The organism is Salibacter sp. (genome assembly GCF_031581065.1).
GTDB lineage: Bacteria > Bacteroidota > Bacteroidia > Flavobacteriales_G > Salibacteraceae > Salibacter.
Genome location: NZ_JAVLBN010000010.1, coordinates 30342 through 50486, shown reverse-complemented (window position 1 = coordinate 50486; position 20145 = coordinate 30342). Strand labels below are relative to the sequence as shown.

Genomic DNA, 20145 nt, shown 5'->3' with positions numbered 1-20145 from the left:
TCAAACAGCATTTTGGCTGTGGACTTTCGGTTACTTTAATCGTAAATTATTTAAACATGAAACGGATAGTAGGATTAGTACTGGTTTTAATGTTTGGTTTTCAAATTGCATCGCGTGCCAATGAAGGTATGTGGCTACCGATGTTCATTGAAAGACTGAACTATGAAGACATGCAGAAATTGGGGCTCAAGCTAACCCCTGAAGAAATTTACAGTGTGAATCATTCTTCAATGAAGGATGCTATTGTAATGTTGAACGGAGGTTCATGTACAGCTGAAGTGATCTCAAAAGATGGTATGTTGTTGACCAACCATCACTGTGCTTACGGTGTTATTCAGCAAAACTCAACAGAAGAGCATAACTATCTTGAAGATGGTTTTTGGGCCGGAAATTACGGTGAAGAGCTCAAAGCTGATGGCATGACAGCTTCATTCCTCGTTCGAATGGAAGATGTGAGTGAAAAGATTAACGAAGCACTTCAGGATACGATGAGCGAGGCTGAGAGAAGCCAGGTGATTCGTCAACTTTCTCAAACTATAAAAAAGGAAGCTACTGAAGGCACAGAATACAATGCCAGCGTTAAGAGTTTCTTTGGTGGCAATGAATTTTATCTATTCGTTTACAAAACATATCGAGATGTTCGCCTGGTTGGTGCTCCACCATCGAGCATTGGTAAGTTTGGCGGAAACACTGACAACTGGATGTGGCCACGTCATACAGGCGATTTCTCGCTTTTGAGAATTTACTCTGACCAGGAAGGTGAACCGGCAGATTACGATCAAAAGAATGTTCCATTAGAGCCAAAATATCACCTTCCACTTTCAGTTGACGGTGTTGAAAAAGGTGACTTTGCGATGATCATGGGATATCCGGGAAGCACTGATCGCTACCTCACCTCTACAGGAGTTGAAATGGCGATTACCAAAGATCAGCCAGCTCGTGTTAAAATTCGCGGTAAGCGTCTTGACGTGATGAAAGAACACATGGATGCTGATAAAAAAGTTGATATTCAGTACGCATCAAAATATGCCGGTGTATCGAATTACTACAAGTATTTCATCGGTCAAACTGAGCAGATCAAGAATAACGATGTTATAGATAAGAAAAAACAACTTGAGGATGAGTTCCAACAATGGGTAAACAAAAAGCCTGCTCGTAAAGCGAAATACGGTGATGCTCTCAAACTCATCAATGAAGGATATGAAGAGTTAGAAGAATACATACTCCCCAAAACATATTTTGGCGAGGCCATTTTTGGTTCTGAAATTTTGTTGATGGGATATTACATGTCGCCAATGCGCGGAATTTTGGAACAAAAAGATCCTGATCCTAAACAGCTAAATGCTCAAATTCAACGAGTAAAAAAGAAAGCAGAAGATTTTTATAAAGATTACGATGTTGCAACCGATAAAGATGTAACAGCCGAGCTGCTCAAGATTTATTACAACGATATCGATAAAGATATCATGCCTGAGTATTTCAAAAAAATCGTGAAACGCAAAGGGCCAAACTTTCACGATGTTGCAGATTATATCTTCCGCAAATCAATGCTTTCTGATACGAATGAGCTACGTGACTTCCTCAATAAACCAAAGGCCAGAAAACTCGATAGAGATCCTGCAGTTCGTTTAGCTGGAGCATTCCTCGCAAAATACAGAAATGAAATATCTGCTAAGACACGTCAAATTAACGCGAAGATCGACCGCGGTAATAGACTTTTCATTGCCGGTTTACGTGAAATGAACCCTGATATAAAGTATTATCCTAACGCAAATTCTACAATGCGTTTGACTTACGGTCAGGTGCTAGACTATTACCCGAGAGATGCCGTTTACTACAACTACTACACAACTCTTGAAGGTGTAATGGAAAAGAAAGATCCAACTGATGACGAGTTCATCGTTCCAGACAAATTGGTGAATCTTTACGAAAACAAAAACTACGGCCGCTACGCTGCCAGTGACGGCACAATGCGTGTTAACTTTCTTACCAACAACGATATTACAGGAGGTAACTCAGGTTCACCGGTTATCAACGGCAAGGGAGAATTGATCGGTTGTGCATTTGACGGAAACTGGGAAGCGATGAGCGGAGACATCTTTTTTGAAGATGAAATCCAGCGTACAATCGTTGCTGATATCCGTTACATCCTTTTCGTAATCGATAAATATGCAGGCGCTTCACATTTGCTCAAACAAATGACAATTGTGAAAAGCAAAGAAGAGACTCACAAAGCAGCCCAACCTTCAATCAAAGAAGTGAAGGAAGCTCCAAAGTCACAAAATAACGCTGAGCGCAAAAAATAAAATGTCGATTCATAAATTGACTAAAAGGGATCGGTTTACCGGTCCCTTTTTTTATGCTCCAACGAAAGTGGTATCAACAAATTGATTGAGCATCCAGCCGGTAACACTGTATCGCGGTTTGTTTACGGTCAGAACCTCATGTGGCGTTTCGTTGCTCAACATCATTACGAGTCGGCCGTTATGAGGAGCCAAATCTTCATGGTCAGATCCATCGAGTGGATAAACCCTAATTTCACCGCCATCTTCCGTTTGCCAGTCATCGTTGAGGTACAGAATAAATGAAATAACACGCTTGCCATTGACCTGTAACTGGTCGATGTGTTTTTCATAATGCGTTCCCACCGGATAATAAGTCGTGTGCATTTCATAATCCTTGATACCGAGGAAACAATACCGGTTCAAATACTGAACGAGAAATTGTAATTGATTTTGATAATGCCTTATCGCATCAATTTTCGATTCTCGAGAAATCCATCTGATATAGTCTCCACGAACCCTGTTATCGACCTGATGAAGATGAGCTGTACCAATTCCTGCCTTCTTCAAATCTTCACTGATCCTCAACCGATCGATATACTCTCTTATCTCCAACGTCATTTCCTCAGATAGAAACGAGTCGATTAAAGCATAGCCTTTTGTTGCAAGGTTATTTGCCAGCCCCCTATCGAGTAATTGCTCAGGAGCTTTGAGTTGCTGTTGTAATTTCAATTGTGCAATAAATAATTTGGCAAAGATAAACGCTACAGAATATCATGTTAAAAATTAACACCCTACTTGTCCAGCTTTTTATAAATTAGCGGGCCTTAAAGAAAAACGAGGAGTGATCAAGAGGGAAATTAATTCTAAAATTAACAAGGTTCTACTTCGTTCATTCTTTTTACTGTCCTTAACGTTTTCTGTTATTTTATTGTCGAATTCCGGTTCTTATGCACAATCTGAAGAAGAATTACTCGAAAGCATAGGTGATGAACTGGAAGCCGAAGAAGAAAAAGAGAAAAAACTCGAGGAGAAAGAAGAGAAGTACGATGATTTAAAATCTGATGCAGATAAAGCTCTCGACAAAGAAAAGTTCGATGAGGCAACAAACCTGTACAAACAAATGCAGGAGCTTTTCCCCGATCGTGATTATGCGGGCAGGCAACTACGGCTCGTAGAACAAAAGAAAGAGCAGCTCCGTCTTGAAAAACTGGACGAACAGTACAATGAGATTGTAGCTGATGCCGATAAACTCAGAGACAAGGAAAAGTGGGACGAAGCAATTTCAAAATATCAGGAAGCCATCAAGCTCAAACCCGATGCACCTCCCGCAAAACAGGGACTCGATCAAGCCAAACAAGCCAAAAAAGCTGCAGCCGAACGCAAGCGTAAAGAGGCTCTGAATGAAAAGTACAACAACATCATTGATGAAGCCAATGACTTGTTGTCTAATAGTCAGTGGGATCAGGCGATTTCAAAATACCAGGAAGCCAGTAAAGTAAAGCCTGGCGAACAACTTCCAAAAGACAAAATTGCCGAAGCTGAAAAACTGAAAAAGGAAGAAGCTGAACGCAAAAAACAGCAGGCTCTGAATGAAAAATACGACAAGATTATTCAGGAAGCGAACGATTTTTTGTCAAACAAACAATGGGACAAAGCGATTTCCAAATATCAGGAAGCCGGCAAGGTAAAGCCAGACGAACAACTCCCCAAAGATAAAATTGCTGAAGCTGAAAAACTCAAAAAGGAACAGGCCGAACGCGAGAAACAACAGGCTCTGACCGAAAAATACGACAAGATTATCCAGGAAGCGGATAAGCTTTTGGGCAATAAAATGTGGGATGAAGCTGTAGCCAAATACGAAGAGGCAGCAGAGGTAAAACCTGATGAAGATTATCCTAACAGTCAGATCCAAAAAGCGAAAAACCTCAAGCAGGAGGAAAAAGAGAAAGAACAGCAGGCAGAGATCGATGCTCAATATCAAAAAATCGTGAAAGAAGCTGATCGATTAATGGGAGAGGAGCAGTACAAAAACGCGATTTCAAAATACGAGGAAGCTAAATCGGTTAAAGAATCGGAATCATATCCTGATGAGCAGATCACAAAAGCGAATGAGGCGATAGCTGCAAAAGAAAAAGCCGCAGAACAGGCTGCAAAACAAGAGGAGTATGATGGCCTGGTAAAACAGGCTGATGAGTTGATGAATGCTGAAAAATGGCAGGAAGCGATTTCAAAATACGAAGAGGCCGCTACAGTTTTACCCGATAAGGATTATCCAAATCAGCAAATCACAAAAGCCAACGAAGCCATTGCTGCCAGTGAAAAACAGGAAGAAAAAAAGGCTCAGTTCGATCAAATGCTCACTGATGCTCAAGCGAAAATTGACAATGAAGAATGGCAGTCTGCACTGGATAAACTAAATGAAGCCAGCTCTCTCTTCCCTGAAAGTGAGCGACTCAAAAGCATGATGACCCAGGCCGAGAGTGGTCTCAAAAAACAGGAAGAACTCGAAAAGCAAAAAGCAAAAGAAGAACGCCAGCAAGCTGCACTTGAAAATCAGTATAACGAGTTGATTGAAAAAGGTGACAAGTCAATTGAAGAAAAAGACTGGGCTAATGCTACTGCAAACTATCAGCAAGCAGCTGAACTTCTTCCCGAAAAAGAGTACCCAAAGAATCAAATTCAAAAAGTAAAGGAACTGAAAGCTGAACAAGCTGCGAAAAAACAAGCTGCTAAAGAAGAGGCAGCGCAGCAAGCTGCAGAGCTTGAAGAACGCTACAAGGGACTGTTGACAGAAGGTGAAAATGCGATGGAGCGCAAGGAGTGGGAGGCAGCTAAATCTTACTTCAAGCAAGCAGCAGAATTAAAACCAGGTGCTGAGGTTCCGACCAAGAAAATAGAGGAAGTAAACAACAAAATAAAAATGGCTGAGGCTGAAGCTGAACGTCAGGCTCAAAAGGAAAAAGAAAAGGAAAAGCTCAAACAACAATTCGATGACCTCATTCAACAGGGTGATGATGCTTTAGAAAACGGAGAGTTTTCACAATCTATCGGGCTTTACAAACAAGCCGATAATTTAATGCCCGATAACGATGTGGTGGCAGGTAAAATTGAAAGTGCTAACGAGGCCATGAAAGAGGCTGAAGAGGCTGCTAAACAACGTAAGAAAGAAGAAGAGAAAAGACTCGAGGAGCGCGATAAGGAATTCAGCAGTTTGATGATCAAGGGAGAACAGGCTATTTTGGATAAAGACTGGACACAGGCAAAATCTTTTTTCAGGCAGGCACAGACTTTGAAGCCCGCATCTTCAGGACCAAAGGAGCGAATTGCTGAAGTGGAGAGAATGATTGAAATGGAGCAGGCTGAAAAAAGAAAACGTGAAGCGGAACAGCGAAGAAAAGAGCAAAAAGAAGATGAATATAATTCGCTCGTGAAACAGGCTGATGAAGCACTTCAAAATGAAAACTGGGCCACTGCTAAAACACTTTACAAGCAAGCAATAAGCATGAATAGTGAGGACAACTATCCTCAGAACCAAATCGACAAAATTGATGACTTAAAACGCAAGGCCGAAAAAAGAGCAGCCGAGCAGGCTAAAGACGATAAATACTCCAATTTCATCAGCAAGGGAAATGAAGCTATGCAGAGTGAAAAGTACGGTGAAGCGGTTTCCAATTATCAACAGGCATTATCAGTTAAATCAAATGATCCGGTAGCTCAGGAAAAGCTAGCTACTGCGAGAGCTAAGAGAGACCAGGCCGCGGAAGATGCCCAAAAGAGAGCGGCAGAAAAACAAAAAGAGGAACTTGCACGAAGAAAAGCTGAGCGTGAAAAACAGGAAAAGGAAAGAGAAGCCAGACTACAGCGCATAAAAGAAAACTCTCCGGAATATTTAGCTGAAAAATATCCGAGTGGATATTCACACGAAACAATAGATCAGGGCTATCGCCAGGTAGAGAAAAGTGTCATTGTTGAAGATGGAAGAGGACGCAAGCTAATTCGCCTCGTTTACCCGTGGGGGCAGGAGTTCTACTACCTAAACGGAAAACGCGTCAACGGTGATGTTTACAATCAGAACGTAAGGCCTTATGTTGATTGATGTGGTGGGATGGAAAGCTGTTTTTTTTATCATTCCTATTTCAGTTTAATCAAGCTTTAATTTTCAGCAGTCATTGTTTTGTATTGTATTGAATACCTAATACTATTTTTCAATTTTTTTAAGATGATTGAAATTGATCCATTTGGATTTTGAGATGATCTGTAAAATAATGAGATTCGAGGAACCTGAATAATTTCCTCAATCAAAATGAAACTTGTAAACATAGAAGCGCCTGTCTTTTGGGTCGCGTTCTCTGGTTATCAAGTTTTTATCTCTTTGTATTCGATAAAATAAATTTACTTCTTTAATCCAGTTAGATCGTTTGATACGAGCAGCCTCTGGGCTTTCATTATCTATTTCAATTATTCTATCTAGTTCTGATGATGACAAAGTTTTTTTTCCCGATTCTCGAATTTTAATGAGTGCACTTTCAAATGGTTTATCTGCACTTGTGTTATCCAATTTTGAGCGCGAGATAAAATGACGTCCTTTTTTAAACCAAAACCACAGTCCAATTAATATTGCAGGTACAAATATTGCCAAATACCAACTGTACAAATTCTCGGTAGGCTTTATATTGTTTTTTAAATCGAAAGTAGCGACTAAAGCTCCTTCTTTATCGGGCGGGATCTCACTAACTGTTGAGGTAACTTTACCTGTTCGATGGTAAACAAAATGACCACTTGAATCATTGATAAAATATGCATGTGGGATATTGTAAGATGGATCTTCATAAAGAAACATTTTACGCAGTGCAGGATTAAATACAGTCCTGTTACCACCGCTAATCAAGTAAAGCTTATTTTGAAGCTGATAACTGAAAACGTAATTACTCGCAATTTGAGTGGAACCCTCATTTGTGTAATCAAGGCTGAAAGGCAACCATTTCTTTGAGTTGAAACTGAATATAAAGTGCCTTTTTTTGGGAGGTTTGGAGTTGGCTTCATGTGTTTTACAAAACAGTGCATAAATGGTATCGCCCACAATCATAGTTTGGTTGGTTGAGAGTCCCAAAGGTCTATTTTGAGTCATGTAATATTCCCACTCACCTCGGTCTTGAGAAAAGTATATGAGATGCATGTGATTGGTCCAAAATCCTTCACCTCCCAGAGAGAAGAGGGTATCGTTTCGAAAAAATACATTATTACTGTAGTTGAACCCCTTAAATGATCCCTTGTACAAGTTTTTCCACTCACCATTAGTTAATTTCCATACATCAAAAAAGCCAGAGAACAAGGCAAAAGTATCTCCTCGATTTACCAGGAAATGGATCTCTATCATATGGTCATGAAGAGACTCATGGTTTGATGTCAATTGGTTGATTTTGAGATCCTTGAAAAATGTATTTTTACTCAAGTACTCTGACTTCGTTTTAGATATTCGTCCTTTGTACCATTTTGGCTTGATGATAGCGCTATCTTCATAGCTTGCGTAGCTGTGAATGTTGAAAGAAAAACAGAGAAGACAAATCAACAATTGCTTCATAGTGTATTAGTTTTCAAAAAAGACATATATTATGCTGGAAAGCTTTCTCATTGGAACTTAATTCTAAAATGGGTAACAATACGTTAGCAAGCTTTACAGTGAGTAAATTACTGACTTGATTATCTTCATTTAAGAAAACATTTATCTTTTAATATAAAATTTCAAAAATAGTGAAAAATCAGTCAAAGTAAAACTCTACGGTGAATCTTGAAATTAAGGTAATCAAGTGAAAATCGAATGATGCTGTTTAAAGTGGCACTTGATCGCCATTTTTTATCAATGACTTCCTTTCAAATGGAAAGCTAGCGTCTGGGTTAAGCTTGTTACATTATTTTCATTAGACATAAAACACAGTATTTCCGTATTCATTAGCAACTGGCAAAAAATGTCAACCAGTATGTCATATAGACTTTATTTACAATTAATTTGGTTGTAGATAAGCCTGAACATGCTTAAAAACTCATCAATCTCTTTTGTTAAGTCTTATTTGCCCATGACTGGCAAACGACATTCTAATAAAGCCTTCTCTAATATCTCCAATTTTAATATTTCCTGACTCATCGTACAAACCTCTTCCAATAACCGCCCCACTTCCTGTGCTAAAAGTTCTTCCGTTAATTTTAACTGTAGATGAATATGCATCTCCTGATATATTTACTGTTATCGTAGTTTCGTTATCTTCATATTCGTACATTCCACTAACAGACCCCGTCTTTTTTATTTCATCAACCCTTGTAGAGGAATTGTTTGTTTGATTTTCCCCACCACAACTTATTGTAAGAAGTCCTAATAAAAATAAGGAAAGTAACTTGTTCAACATTTTCATTTTTTTGTTTATTTGGAATAATTCATTTTATGTTCTCTACTTTAATTAAAAGTTGATTTCACTATTCATTTTATATTAGGTTTTAAATCACATTCAAGGTATCAATTAGGTTTTTCTTATAAGTTCTACTGAATGGGATATTGCGATCATTTACGCTAATAATATTATCATATAACTTAATTTTGTTTACATATTCAGTGTTAATTATGTAATTGCGGTGAACACGTATAAAAGTTGACTCGGGGAGTTTCTTGATGAAATCTTTTAGAGCAATTTTCACGTGAATTTGACTGGTTTCAGTAAAAATTGAGCAATATTTTTCTTCGACTTCAATAAACTCAATTTTGTTAGTCTCAATGCGTTTGAGTTTATTCCCAATTTTCACAAAAATAAACTGATGCTCAACATTCTTGCTAAGCGGGTTCTGATTTATTTGTCCTTGGTATTTGTATTCGTCCATATTTCCTCTCGATTTTATTTATGAAAATATTAAATAAAAAATGTGATATAACTACTACTTTCACCATATATAATATACATCATAAATTTCCCCATTTAAATTTCCTTTATAATAAAATTTTAAACCAATAAATTTACCTTCATTTATTTCAATAATTATTATTGAATCATCCCCACCCAGGTATTTATACTTCTTTAAATTTATTTCAGCTTTTATATCTTTATGTAAATTATCATTTTGATCAATTTTTGCACAGAATCTCCATTCAGTATTAGGATAAATTAGTTTACAAATTTCAATAAGCTCTTCTTGATTAAATGTACTGTGCTTGATCATATTTTTATTAATCAATTATGATTGCTCGTATTTTTGAGTTATATCTCGATATTAGTTATAACCGTTCGATTAGGTATGTTTAAACACGTTTAAACATGTATTTCCTCTTTTATCGTTTAATGGCCATTAATAACTGTGTATCGTACAAAATAATACAGTTCGTTGATAATCAGTTATAATTGTAAAGTGAAAATGGTTTGATGACTTGCAGCCTACTTTTATTGAAACAAAAAGAAAGGTGTAGATGTCTAAGCTTGACGCGTACCCTCATTTAAAATTATTATATTGGTGTTTTTGGTCTCAAGGCAGCGATTAGTTGGCTTTCATTTGCTGAATTTTTGACTTTGCTCACAGAATTTTGGGTATATTAGTTCTAAATACACTTAAAAAAAGGTGTGAAAATGTATAATATTTGGGTTTACCCTTTTTGTTGAAAGAGAGATTGTGGCTGTATCTTGTGCAATTTTAAATGCTGTAATCTGTCTTAGTTGACTATTACAAGGAATAGAAATCAAATAAACCACTACATTTATGAAAAAGGTACTAACGGCTCTGATTATATCGGCTTTTCTGTTTTTATTCTCACAACTCAATGCTCAATCTGATAGCGCTTTAGTGGATAAGAAAAGTGAGATTCATTTGAAGTTGCCGGTTAGCCCCTTGATAGGAGATTTCTTCACTAACTCAATGGGGGCTTCAATAGGCTTAGAAATGGTAGGTGAAAAAGGGTGGAGTTTTGGGCAGGAAGTAGGATACTTGGTAGATGTCTCTGGGAATAGTTCAATTTTTGGTGGTGAAACTGTTGATCAATTACGTGGAATACGGTTGACGAGTGAGATGCGTAAATATTTCAAATCTGAGGAGTTAAAACCGCACAGCGGATTTTTCGTCAGTACTGAATGGGATAATATCATTACGCAATCTAAGCTCGCCTACAACGAAACGGCAGTATTAGAATTTGGCTACAGAACATCACTCTCTGCAAACGCTGGTTTTAAAGTGTTTTGGGATAAAGATAAGACGGGAAACCTGACATTAGAGCTATTGGCTGGCCCGTCATTGATGTATGCTGATGCTCCATACATTGATAAAAGTGGGGTTGGAGGTTGGCTAAATTTTGATTTTAAATTAGGGTATTTATTGAGGTAACTAGTTTTACATAACAATTTAAAGGCTGCTTTGTATTCAGCTTCTATCCTCTACACTGTCTTTACAATTAATACGAACTTTTTTATATTACTTCAGAGTTAAATTTGTATTATTGAAATTCAACCTAAAATTTAATTTTATGAAAAACTTTAAAAGTCTTGGCTGGATAGTATTGTCTGCATTGTTAGTGTTTTCATCTTGTAAAGATGACGATGATGACGATCCTCAGCCAAAACCAGAGCCAAGAGAAGTTGAATATTCAGTAACCCTTGGCAGTGATGAGTTTGCAATTCCAGATTCAAATGCCATTAATGCACGTTACAGAAGTGAAACTACTATTTTTTCCAGTTCCGTCAAGGATAATACAATTGAAGTAACAATGATTGATCAAAATCAGGATGTCATTACTATTACTGCACATAATCCGTATGAGGTAACAAATGATGATCCCACGATCGAGGAGAAAAATTATACTGTAGAAGGTAACAACTGCATTGAAGTAGGAAACAATACTAATATATGTGAGCGTTTTTCTTTCAGTTATGTGAGGACAGAATCAAATGGTACAACTACCATTTTTAGTTCTAATTCTAAATCTACTTATGGCTCTATGGAGGTAACAGAGTTTGATACCAGCAAAAATAGAGTTTCAGCTGTTTTTGAAGCCATGGCCTACACAAGTGATGAGTCTGACTCAATTAGTTTTGAAGGTGAGGTTACATACATCGGATACACGGAATAACCTGGAGTAGAGTGATTTGATGAAGCCGCTTTGAAAACAAAGCGGCTTTTTTATTTCCCAATTCTATAACCGAGAACCGCCATCGGAATGTAGGCAAACACAAGATCAACTATGCTAAACCACATGGGAGAAGGAAGCATGTAAACATTCATGATGCCTCCAATAAGAAAGAAAACTCCTATAATGAGCGACATAGCTTGTTTGCGATTCGCTGAGAACTTCCCCGCAAAAATTGCTCCCACCAAAGTGCCAGGGCATGAGCTAAAAAGGGAAATAAAAAGTGTTTAGCCTCAAATTGATCCATTCCATTTTTTAAACTCTCCATGTTGCTAGGGTCAACACCTTCAGGAGGCGGAATGATAGATCCGCTAATCATGATTATTCCCATGTTGACAAAACTACCGATGATCAAGCCACCAATGACAATTAAAACATTCCTCAAGACCGGATGCATATTGCTTGAATTTTAATCTAAAATAACTTCAATCACCTTATTTCCACTCAGCGTAAAGAGCTGCTTCTCAAATGAAGGAGGACCAAATGTTCCTCTTACGTTATTTGAAAATCCGTAAGGCTCAGTGGGCTGACCAAAAAAGCCCTTGTCGATATCCTTATTTCCATTCAAATCCTGAAACGCAACAACAGCATAACTTCCCGCTTTCAGCTTCATGAAAGTATATTGCGGAACTCCACGCTTAACATTGACAATTGCACGATCAACCAATTCTTCATCTTCATTGAGAAGCTTGATTAGGATTTTACCTTCCAGGTTTTCGAGTTGTGGGAATTTCACGGTCAGATCACATCGAGATCCCGTTTGAAATCCGAATAGAGCGAAACTGAAAATCGAAAGGAGTAAAAAGTTACTGAATTTGACCATTTAATATTGTTTGATCGATATGTTCACTACCAAATGCGTACGGAATCAATGCAATATCATCCATTTCTTTCGTGATGATTAAATTAGCTTTTTTACCAACTGCAATTGAGCCGTGCGTTTTTTCAAGTCCCATCGCGTAAGCACCGTTTAGGGTGACAGCGTTTATCGCTTCTTCTGGCGTGAGCTTTTGTTTGATACAAGCTAACGAAAGTAAAAACGGAATATTTCCTGATGGAGTTGAACCCGGATTGTAATCTGTAGCAATAGCTAAGGGTAATCCGGCATCGATGATTTCTCTGGCCGGAGTATATGGAATGCTGAGAAAGAAAGAACACGAAGGAAGTGAAACGGGCATTGTATTGCTTTTCAGCAGGGCATCAATCTCATCTTTTCCCATTTCCTCTAAATGATCAACTGTTCTTGCGTTGTGTTTTATTCCGGTTTGGACGCCTCCGGTATTCGAAAATTGATTGACGTGAATCTTTGGGATCATACCGTATTTTGCACCGGCTTCGAGTACGCGGTCAGTCTCTTCATTGGTGAAGTAACCCTGTTCGCAAAAAATATCGATGTATTCGGCCAGGCCTTCCTCAGCAACAGCCGGAATCATTTCATTGACGATAAGGTCGATATAGCCTTTTCTGTTGTCTTTATACTCGGCCGGAATGGCATGAGCTCCAAGAAAAGTCGATTTTATAGCGACTGGGGCTTCTTCTTTGAGTCTTTTTGCTACGCGTAGCATTTTCAACTCAGACTCAACTGTGAGGCCATAACCACTCTTTACTTCAATCGCCCCGGTTCCGGTTCTGACCATTTCCTTTACTCGCTGCATAGCGCTTTGGAATAAGTCTTCTTCAGATGTATCGCGCAACCTTTTTGCCGAGTTTAAAATTCCGCCTCCTTTGGCTGCAATATCCTGATAACTCAGGCCTTTGATGCGATCAACGAATTCGCCTTCTCGCGTCCTGGCAAAAACGATATGGGTATGCGAGTCGCACCAGGCCGGAAGAACCATTTTTCCGTCAGCGTCAATAACATCGAGATCATTCCAGTCTGTTACACCGTGAAGGTCTGTCATAGGACCAAAATCAACGATAGTGTCACCTTCAATGGCCAGGTAAGCATCTTCGATAAGTGGCAGGGTTGCCATATCTTTCCCGGCTACTTTTTCGCGCGGTTCTGACTCAACCTGGTAAAGTGTTTTGATGTGCTTGATCAGTGTCTTCTTCATACCCTTGAAATTTTGGGCAAAGCTACATTTTTCAACCGTTTTTCACGGTCAGATCACTAATACTGCGGAGGGTTCGATACCTTGAGTTCGTTTTTGTAGGTGTAAGTTGTATCGTTGACGTAACGGCTCTCCCAAACGAAAGTGTTGAATTCCAAAATGAAAGTGAAACTCGTATCAGCTTCTACGCGGTAATGGAGTGAATCACCCGATGTCTTCTTCAATCTGCGTTGATGATTCCTACGCATAAATCCAAAGTCAATGGTATCGCCTGTAATTTCATCATAAACAACAGCCGTTGCGGGTGCATCCATGACGAGGTAGAGGTTCCCGTAGTTCGTTTTGCTTTGTGGTTCTGGCTGATCTTCATCATCATCACAACCAACAAAAGCGAAAATAGAAAGTGCGAAAAAAGTGAGTAGTTTCTTCATAGTCAGAGCTCATTTTTATCAATAAGTTCAACAATATAAACATTGTTTTTGACAAGCACAGTGTCTTTGGTGAATGGAACAAAGTAATCGCTTTTCACTTCTTCTTCACTCATGGCTACAGCGTATTGAGCACCTTTCTCAATCCAGTAGCGCATATTCTCAGGATCTTTTTTGATTTGAAAACCCTGGTAACCGAGTTGGTTCAAATAATACAAACTGATTTGAATGCTCATGTCATTTGGAACGATAAAAGGGTCAGTTCTCTTGATTCCCTTTTCTCTTAGGATTGGTTCTAATCCTTCAAGCCTGCTGAATTGATCTCTGTATTTAGCGTTTCGCCAAAACATGTACCTGCTATTATACTGCTCTTTGGCATATTCGATATTACCCATTGCAAAAATCGTTAGTGCGATTGCTCCGGTCCATACAGCGGGTTTTTCGTAAACACCAAAACTCTTTAAAATGAGTAAACTCGTAATCCAGGTAACTGGAAAGAGAATATAGCAGTTGAGTAAATAATAATCATGATGTGCTAATGGCTGGAAGAAAAGGATGAAAAAAGCAATGACTCCAAGGAGCACAAACGATTGAACATATCGCCAAAAAAGTGGGACTCTTTTAATGAAAATGAAATTCATCACTAACAAAAATGCCGAAACGTAAAGTACCCAAATATTGTAGTAGTGCTTTCCCCAAAGAGTTATCGCAGTATCGATGTTTCGGTTAATCCATTCGGCATCCATTTCCCAAATAGGAAGAAGACCAACGAGGAAAAACTCTGCTTCATGAAGAGGTTCAGCTCTACTGTAGGCATCTGCATAAATATACCAGGAAGCTTGAATTGCAATTACGGTCAGAAGCCCAATATAGAGCCACATCGGTTTTAGCCAGTTTTTTACGTTCCATTTGACGGTGCTGAGATTCGAAAAAAAGAAAGCTCCCAGTACTGCCAAAAAAGCCATCATTCCGCTCGCTTTGATGAGTCCGACCAGCAAACCCACTATCAAAAAGATAACGAGGTGTTTTCGTTTCCTGAATTTAAAATAGTGCCATCCGGCCCACAGTGTTATGAGTTGCAACCCTAATGCCGGGACATCAGCAAGAAAATTAAAACCATAGTAAATGATGATGGGGGAGCAGGCTAAAAGAAGCCCCATTGCCGGACCCGCCAAAAAGTTGCTTGTTAGTTTTTTTACTAAGTCTGCGAGAAAAAAGAGTCCAAGCAAAAAGATAGAGAAATTCATTATTCGGTAGTAGCCTTCTTCAACACCGGTAATTTTCCAAATTTGAGCTGCAGTGTAATTGAGAATAGGAAACTCACCGGCTACCTTTCCTGTACCGGGTTCACCAAGATTCATTACAGCCGGCTCAAAAATAGAGTTGTTGTCGTGGTAGAACCTATTCGCAAAGCTCAGGCAATCTGCTTGTCGCCATGCATGCGGACCTTGAGGTAAACGATGGAATTCGTTTTCCAGGTTGTGTTCTGAAAAGATTAAAATGACAACTCCCAGTACCAGTATCAGGTGGGCGTTCTTTTTAATTGCTTTCCACAAACTGCTATTTACAAAATCTGATTTCATTATTCTTGAGGAAAGGTCGATGTTTTATCTTCGGCAAAATTTACTGCAAGTTTAGTCAATGGAAATTATAGATGAGCCAATTGAAGGGTTAAAATTACTCAAGCCAAAAATTTTTGGTGATCACAGAGGCTATTTTTTTGAGTCTTATAACAAAAAGACTTTTGAGAGCGTAGGAATAAAGGATGAGTTTGTTCAGGACAACCAAAGCCTATCGCAAAAAAATGTGCTTAGAGGATTACACTTTCAAACAGGTGAATTTGCTCAGGCAAAATTGGTTAGAGTAATTTCAGGAGCTGTTTATGATGTGGCTCTCGATATTCGTGTAGGATCTCCCACTTATGGAAAAACTTTTGGTGTAGAATTAAATGCTACAAATCAGTATCAGCTATACATTCCTGTTGGTTTTGCACATGGGTTTGTAACGTTAGAGGATAACACGGTTTTTGCTTATAAGTGTTCTGATTATTACAGTCCGAGCCATGAAGGGGGAATCATGTATAACGATCCTGACTTAAACATCGACTGGAAAGTTGAAAACCCCATTTTATCAGAGAAGGATAAAAAGAATGAAGATTTTAAATTATTTGAGAGTCCGTTTGAATATGAAAAGAAGTAACGCAAGTTTAATAGCTATTTTTTCGTTGATTATTGTTGGTGCCGGAGTAGCTGAGTTTTTTACATCTGCTAAAACCGATAGCAAAGCTGAAAATGAACGAACTTACCAGGACTACTTCAATCGCGACTATAAAATTTACTCGCTTAACCTCCCTCAGAACCTGAGTTTTGCCGGAGAAGTAGTTCCATTGCAGTTGAGTGATGTGAGTGAAAAGCTCGATCGTGAATTACACGTCAATACGTACTGGCAGTCGAATACACTTCTTTATCTGAAACGCTCAAATAAGTGGTTCCCTGTTATTGAACCAATTCTCAAAGAAAACGGTGTGCCTGAGGATTTTAAATATCTGGCTCTGATCGAGAGCGGACTTACACAGGTTGTATCACCGGCCGGAGCAACAGGTTTTTGGCAATTCATGGAAGGTTCTGGTCGTGAGTACGGGTTGGAAATAAACGATGAAGTTGATGAGCGTTATCATGTTGAAAAAGCGACTGAAGCAGCTTGTAAATACCTGAAAGAAGCGAAAGAAAAGTTTGGTACATGGACATTGGCAGCAGCTTCTTACAATATGGGGCAAAACGGATTGGAGCATCAATTAGAAAGACAAAAAGCCTCAAACTATTACGATTTGTTGCTCAATACTGAAACTGCTCGCTATGTATTCAGAATTTTAGCTGCCAAAGAAATATTGGATCATCCCAGTAAATACGGTTTTCAATACAGGGATGAGCATTTGTGGGAACCTATTAAAACCGAAATTGTAAAAATTGACACGTCAGTTGATGATTTTGCAGCTTTCGCAAAAGATAAGGGTATCAACTACAAGGTTTTAAAAAATTTGAATCCGTGGTTGAGACAGAGCTATTTGAGAAATAGAGCAGGTAAGTCTTATGACATCAAGTTACCTGAGGAATCGGCAATGTCAAAATTGATGCTCGATTCGAATAAGAGGGGTTAATTCAAATCCTCGATTTCGCCCATTCCCTGTCTAATAATTTCTAAACTATCACCGGTGCAGTCAACTATTGTAGACGGAATATTATTTCCAAATCCGCCATCTACAACTGCATCAACAAGGTTTTTGAATTGTTCGTAAACATCATCGGGATCTGTAGTATATTCAACTATTTCATCATCATCGTGAACTGATGTTGTCACAATTGGGTTTCCCAGTACGCGAACAATTTCTCTTGGAATTTCATGATCGGGTATTCGAATACCAACTTCCTTTTTCTTGTTTGCGAAAATCTTCGGAACCTGATTGTTTGCTTCAAGTATAAAGGTGAAAGGTCCCGGCAGAGCTTTCTTCATCAACCTGAAGGTTGTGTTGTCAAGTGGCTTGGTGTATTCTGAAAGATGACTGAGGTCGTGGAAGATCATCGCGAATTTAGCTTCTTTGGCTTTTACACCCTTTAGGCGTGCTACTTTTTCTACAGCTTTTTTATTGGTAATGTCACAGCCTATTCCGTAAACTGTATCTGTAGGATAAACTATGACACCTCCATTTTTTAGAATGGATACAACGCGGTCAATCTCACTTGCATTGACGTTATCAGGATTGATGCGAATTTTTTCAGCAGCCATTACTTGAATCTTTTTGATATCATGAATTTTCCTCTTGCATAGGAATATTTTCCGGGTTTTCCTGTAGTGATAAATACGGGAGAACTTTCGTTGTTGTTTGCCGGGTGATACTTGATTTCACTGACGTTTAAAAGCGCATATTTTGTGATATGGGAGACTTCTCTTTCTTCGCTGTAAATAATTGTTGAATCCTTCTTTCTAATTTCTTTGTATGAATATGGAAAGTAGCCTCCAATTTTCATGTTGTGTGGATCCAGGACATAAAAGGCTGTGGTTTCAATATCAATGGAATCGTTTTTTTGATACTTGAGTTGACGGGTAATTCCCACGTGCCTTCCTCCATTGAACTTATAAATTTCCAGCTCACATTTTTGATCGATGTATTGCGGTCTTTTTTTGAAAAAGATCATGCCCGGATAACGGCCGTAATGATAAACTACGTGAAAAGCAGTATCATTTTCAATCAATGAGCTGTGGAGAGCATTATTGGGATCATTAATCGTGTCACCCTTAATTCGATGCGTGTCGCTAAGGATATAAACAGGATGATAACCCGGATCTTCGATAAATGGTGTGTTATTTTGGTTCTGACCAAAAGCTGCAAAAAGCAAAAAGCTCAATATCACAGTAATTGAAAACGATTTCATCATCAATTATTTTGCTGTGAAATTAAGCTTTTCGCTAAAAATATAACTATTGTTTAGCTGTTTCCTTTTCGGTAATCAGCCAGGAATTTTTCCAGACCGATATCGGTTAATGGATGCTTTAACAAGCCTGTAATCGATGAAAGCGGCCCTGTCATGATATCAGACCCGGCCTCAGCACACTCGATTACGTGCATTGTGTGACGAACACTGGCAGCCAGAATTTCAGTATCAAACATGTAGTTATCGTAAATCAATCTGATCTTGTGGATCAATTCAATTCCGTCAGATGAAATATCGTCAATTCTTCCAATGAATGGCGAAACAAAAGTTGCTCCTGCTTTAGCGGCTAGCAGTGCCTGACCCGCAGAAAAAACAAGTGTGCAATTTGTCTTGATCCCTTTTTCTGAAAAATACTTGATCGCTTTAATTCCTTCTTTGATCATGGGAACCTTAACCACAATATTATCATGTAGTTCAGCGAGTCGTTCTCCTTCCTTTACGATGCCATCAAAGTCTGTAGAAATTACTTCAGCACTTACGGGGCCGTCAACCATTTCGCAAATTTTCACGTAATGATCGATGATATTCTGCTCTCCGGTAATGCCTTCTTTCGCCATCAGCGAAGGGTTTGTCGTTACACCATCGAGTACCCCCAGTTCGTGTGCTTCTTTGATTTGATCAAGATTTGCTGTGTCAATGAAGAATTTCATGTGATACTTTTTTGATTTTTATGACTGCTTTTTGCAATATTTTGCAAAGGTAGTTTTTTGCAGTAGTTAAAATAGAATAAGGGGATCAATAAAATTATCAATCCCCTTTTCAATTAGTATTTTACGATTATTTAAACTCGCCAATAAGCAGATCAGCGATTTCTATTCCGATCCTGTCTTGAGCTTCAACTGTAGCTGCACCAATGTGCGGACTCAAACTGATTCCTTCGTGAGCGAGTATTTTATCGCTGGGAGTTGGTTCGTTGACAAACACATCGACACCGGCATATTTTATTTTTCCGCTATCGATTGCACTCATCAAAGCATCTTCATCAACAACACCGCCTCTTGCAGTATTCACGATAAAGGCGCCATCTTTCATCATGTCAAATTCTGCTTTTCCAATCACTGCGTTCCCGTCAGATTGAGCGGGAACGTGAAGCGTGATGAAGTCTGCCTGTTTCAAAACTTCCTCCTTCGAAACTGTTTTGATCGTTTTCTTTGCTTCAATACCTGGTAATTCGAGATCGATTTCTACTTCTTTAGGAGTACGGTTGAAAGCAACTACATTCATTCCATTTCCCAGAGCGTATTTAGCAGTATATTGACCGATACGACCAAAACCGAGAATACCAATTGTTTTACCTCTCAACTCAACACCTTTAGCGTATTTTTTCTTGAGCTTTTTAAAGTCAGATCCTCCGGTTTTAGGCATATTGCGGTTACTGTCAAATAATCCGCGAGCGATAGAGTAGAGGTGAGCCATTGTGAGTTCAGCAACTGCCTGCGAAGAAGCAGCCGGTGTATTGGAAACGAATATTCCTTTTTCACGGGCATACTCAACATCAATGTTGTCCATACCCACACCACCTCGGATGATGGCTTTTAAATTTGGACATGCATCAATGTGTTCTTTGCGCACTTTAGTCGCGCTACGAACGAGTAGAGCGCCAAAGTTGTCGTTGTTGATAGCTTCGACAAGATCATCTTGTTCGCGCTTATTCGTATCTACTTCAAAACCGTTTTGTTCTAACTTTTCCAGTCCTGATGGCGAAATGCCGTCATTAGCAAGTACTTTCATGTGTAATAC

21 protein-coding genes are annotated in these 20145 nt (G+C 38.8%); 6 read left to right on the top strand and 15 right to left on the bottom strand.

Features of this window, described 5'->3' with window-relative positions:
• Nucleotides 1–56: 56 nt before the first annotated feature.
• Nucleotides 57–2306, top strand: a complete 2250-nt coding sequence (locus tag RI557_RS04315) for a S46 family peptidase (protein ID WP_310682380.1) — start codon at nt 57–59, stop codon at nt 2304–2306.
• Nucleotides 2307–2357: 51 nt separating this feature from the next.
• On the opposite strand, the gene RI557_RS04310 is transcribed toward RI557_RS04315, so the two are convergent.
• Nucleotides 2358–3014, bottom strand: coding sequence for a 2OG-Fe(II) oxygenase (locus RI557_RS04310; RefSeq protein WP_310667029.1), 657 nt, complete (start codon nt 3012–3014; stop codon nt 2358–2360).
• Nucleotides 3015–3213: 199 nt separating this feature from the next.
• Between RI557_RS04310 and RI557_RS04305 the strand changes: the two genes are divergently transcribed.
• On the top strand, nt 3214–6381 hold the full coding sequence (locus RI557_RS04305) for a hypothetical protein (RefSeq protein WP_310682378.1): 3168 nt from the start codon (nt 3214–3216) through the stop codon (nt 6379–6381).
• A 198-nt stretch (nt 6382–6579) separates the two neighbouring features.
• On the opposite strand, the gene RI557_RS04300 is transcribed toward RI557_RS04305, so the two are convergent.
• The 4 genes from RI557_RS04300 to RI557_RS04285 form a co-directional block, all read right to left on the bottom strand.
• Nucleotides 6580–7866, bottom strand: a complete 1287-nt coding sequence (locus RI557_RS04300) for a hypothetical protein (RefSeq protein WP_310682376.1) — start codon at nt 7864–7866, stop codon at nt 6580–6582.
• Nucleotides 7867–8329: 463 nt separating this feature from the next.
• Nucleotides 8330–8686, bottom strand: coding sequence for a hypothetical protein (locus tag RI557_RS04295; protein WP_310667033.1), 357 nt, complete (start codon nt 8684–8686; stop codon nt 8330–8332).
• Nucleotides 8687–8774: 88 nt separating this feature from the next.
• A complete protein-coding gene (locus tag RI557_RS04290) occupies nt 8775–9152 on the bottom strand; it encodes a LytTR family DNA-binding domain-containing protein (protein ID WP_310682371.1) in 378 nt (125 codons plus the stop codon).
• A gap of 60 nt (nt 9153–9212) precedes the next feature.
• The gene (locus RI557_RS04285; RefSeq protein ID WP_310667035.1) at nt 9213–9488 is read right to left on the bottom strand and encodes a hypothetical protein; all 276 of its coding nucleotides are present in this window, start codon (nt 9486–9488) and stop codon (nt 9213–9215) included.
• Nucleotides 9489–10019: 531 nt separating this feature from the next.
• Here RI557_RS04285 and RI557_RS04280 point away from each other — a divergent pair.
• Both RI557_RS04280 and RI557_RS04275 read left to right on the top strand, forming a co-directional pair.
• Nucleotides 10020–10637, top strand: coding sequence for a hypothetical protein (locus RI557_RS04280; RefSeq protein WP_310667036.1), 618 nt, complete (start codon nt 10020–10022; stop codon nt 10635–10637).
• 139 nt (nt 10638–10776) lie between these two features.
• Nucleotides 10777–11379 (top strand): hypothetical protein, encoded by a 603-nt coding sequence (locus tag RI557_RS04275; protein WP_310682369.1) that lies wholly within the window; start codon nt 10777–10779, stop codon nt 11377–11379.
• Between the two features lie 50 nt (nt 11380–11429).
• Here RI557_RS04275 and RI557_RS04270 read toward each other — a convergent pair whose 3' ends face one another.
• Genes RI557_RS04270 through RI557_RS04245 form a run of 6 tightly spaced genes read right to left on the bottom strand, consistent with a single transcriptional unit; the run spans nt 11430 to nt 15498 of the window.
• A complete protein-coding gene (locus tag RI557_RS04270; RefSeq protein ID WP_310667038.1) occupies nt 11430–11573 on the bottom strand; it encodes a hypothetical protein in 144 nt (47 codons plus the stop codon).
• Complete coding sequence (locus tag RI557_RS04265) at nt 11558–11833, bottom strand: hypothetical protein (protein WP_310667039.1); 276 nt, start codon at nt 11831–11833, stop codon at nt 11558–11560. The genes RI557_RS04270 and RI557_RS04265 overlap by 16 nt, the downstream gene beginning before the upstream one ends.
• 12 nt (nt 11834–11845) lie before the next feature.
• Nucleotides 11846–12259: a DUF2141 domain-containing protein gene (locus tag RI557_RS04260; RefSeq protein ID WP_310667040.1), complete on the bottom strand. Its 414-nt coding sequence runs from the start codon at nt 12257–12259 to the stop codon at nt 11846–11848.
• A complete protein-coding gene (gene hutI / locus RI557_RS04255) occupies nt 12243–13490 on the bottom strand; it encodes an imidazolonepropionase (RefSeq protein WP_310667041.1) in 1248 nt (415 codons plus the stop codon). Before hutI ends, RI557_RS04260 begins: the two co-directional genes overlap by 17 nt.
• A gap of 56 nt (nt 13491–13546) precedes the next feature.
• Nucleotides 13547–13918: a hypothetical protein gene (locus tag RI557_RS04250; protein ID WP_310667042.1), complete on the bottom strand. Its 372-nt coding sequence runs from the start codon at nt 13916–13918 to the stop codon at nt 13547–13549.
• Nucleotides 13919–13920: 2 nt separating this feature from the next.
• Complete coding sequence (locus RI557_RS04245) at nt 13921–15498, bottom strand: glycosyltransferase family 39 protein (RefSeq protein WP_310667043.1); 1578 nt, start codon at nt 15496–15498, stop codon at nt 13921–13923.
• Between the two features lie 58 nt (nt 15499–15556).
• Between RI557_RS04245 and rfbC the strand changes: the two genes are divergently transcribed.
• A complete protein-coding gene (gene rfbC / locus RI557_RS04240; protein ID WP_310667044.1) occupies nt 15557–16114 on the top strand; it encodes a dTDP-4-dehydrorhamnose 3,5-epimerase in 558 nt (185 codons plus the stop codon).
• Complete coding sequence (locus RI557_RS04235) at nt 16101–17072, top strand: lytic transglycosylase domain-containing protein (protein WP_310682367.1); 972 nt, start codon at nt 16101–16103, stop codon at nt 17070–17072. The genes rfbC and RI557_RS04235 overlap by 14 nt, the downstream gene beginning before the upstream one ends.
• Here RI557_RS04235 and RI557_RS04230 read toward each other — a convergent pair.
• The 4 genes from RI557_RS04230 to RI557_RS04215 form a co-directional block, all read right to left on the bottom strand.
• Entirely contained in the window at nt 17069–17698 is a 630-nt protein-coding gene (locus RI557_RS04230; protein WP_310667046.1) for an L-threonylcarbamoyladenylate synthase, read from the bottom strand. The two genes, RI557_RS04235 and RI557_RS04230, sit on opposite strands and share 4 nt — an antisense overlap.
• Complete coding sequence (locus RI557_RS04225) at nt 17698–18348, bottom strand: hypothetical protein (RefSeq protein ID WP_310667047.1); 651 nt, start codon at nt 18346–18348, stop codon at nt 17698–17700. Before RI557_RS04225 ends, RI557_RS04230 begins: the two co-directional genes overlap by 1 nt.
• Nucleotides 18349–18398: 50 nt before the next feature.
• Nucleotides 18399–19055, bottom strand: coding sequence for a fructose-6-phosphate aldolase (gene fsa, locus RI557_RS04220; protein ID WP_310667048.1), 657 nt, complete (start codon nt 19053–19055; stop codon nt 18399–18401).
• A gap of 127 nt (nt 19056–19182) precedes the next feature.
• Entirely contained in the window at nt 19183–20136 is a 954-nt protein-coding gene (locus RI557_RS04215) for a D-2-hydroxyacid dehydrogenase (RefSeq protein ID WP_310682365.1), read from the bottom strand.
• Between the last annotated feature and the right edge of the window lie 9 nt (nt 20137–20145).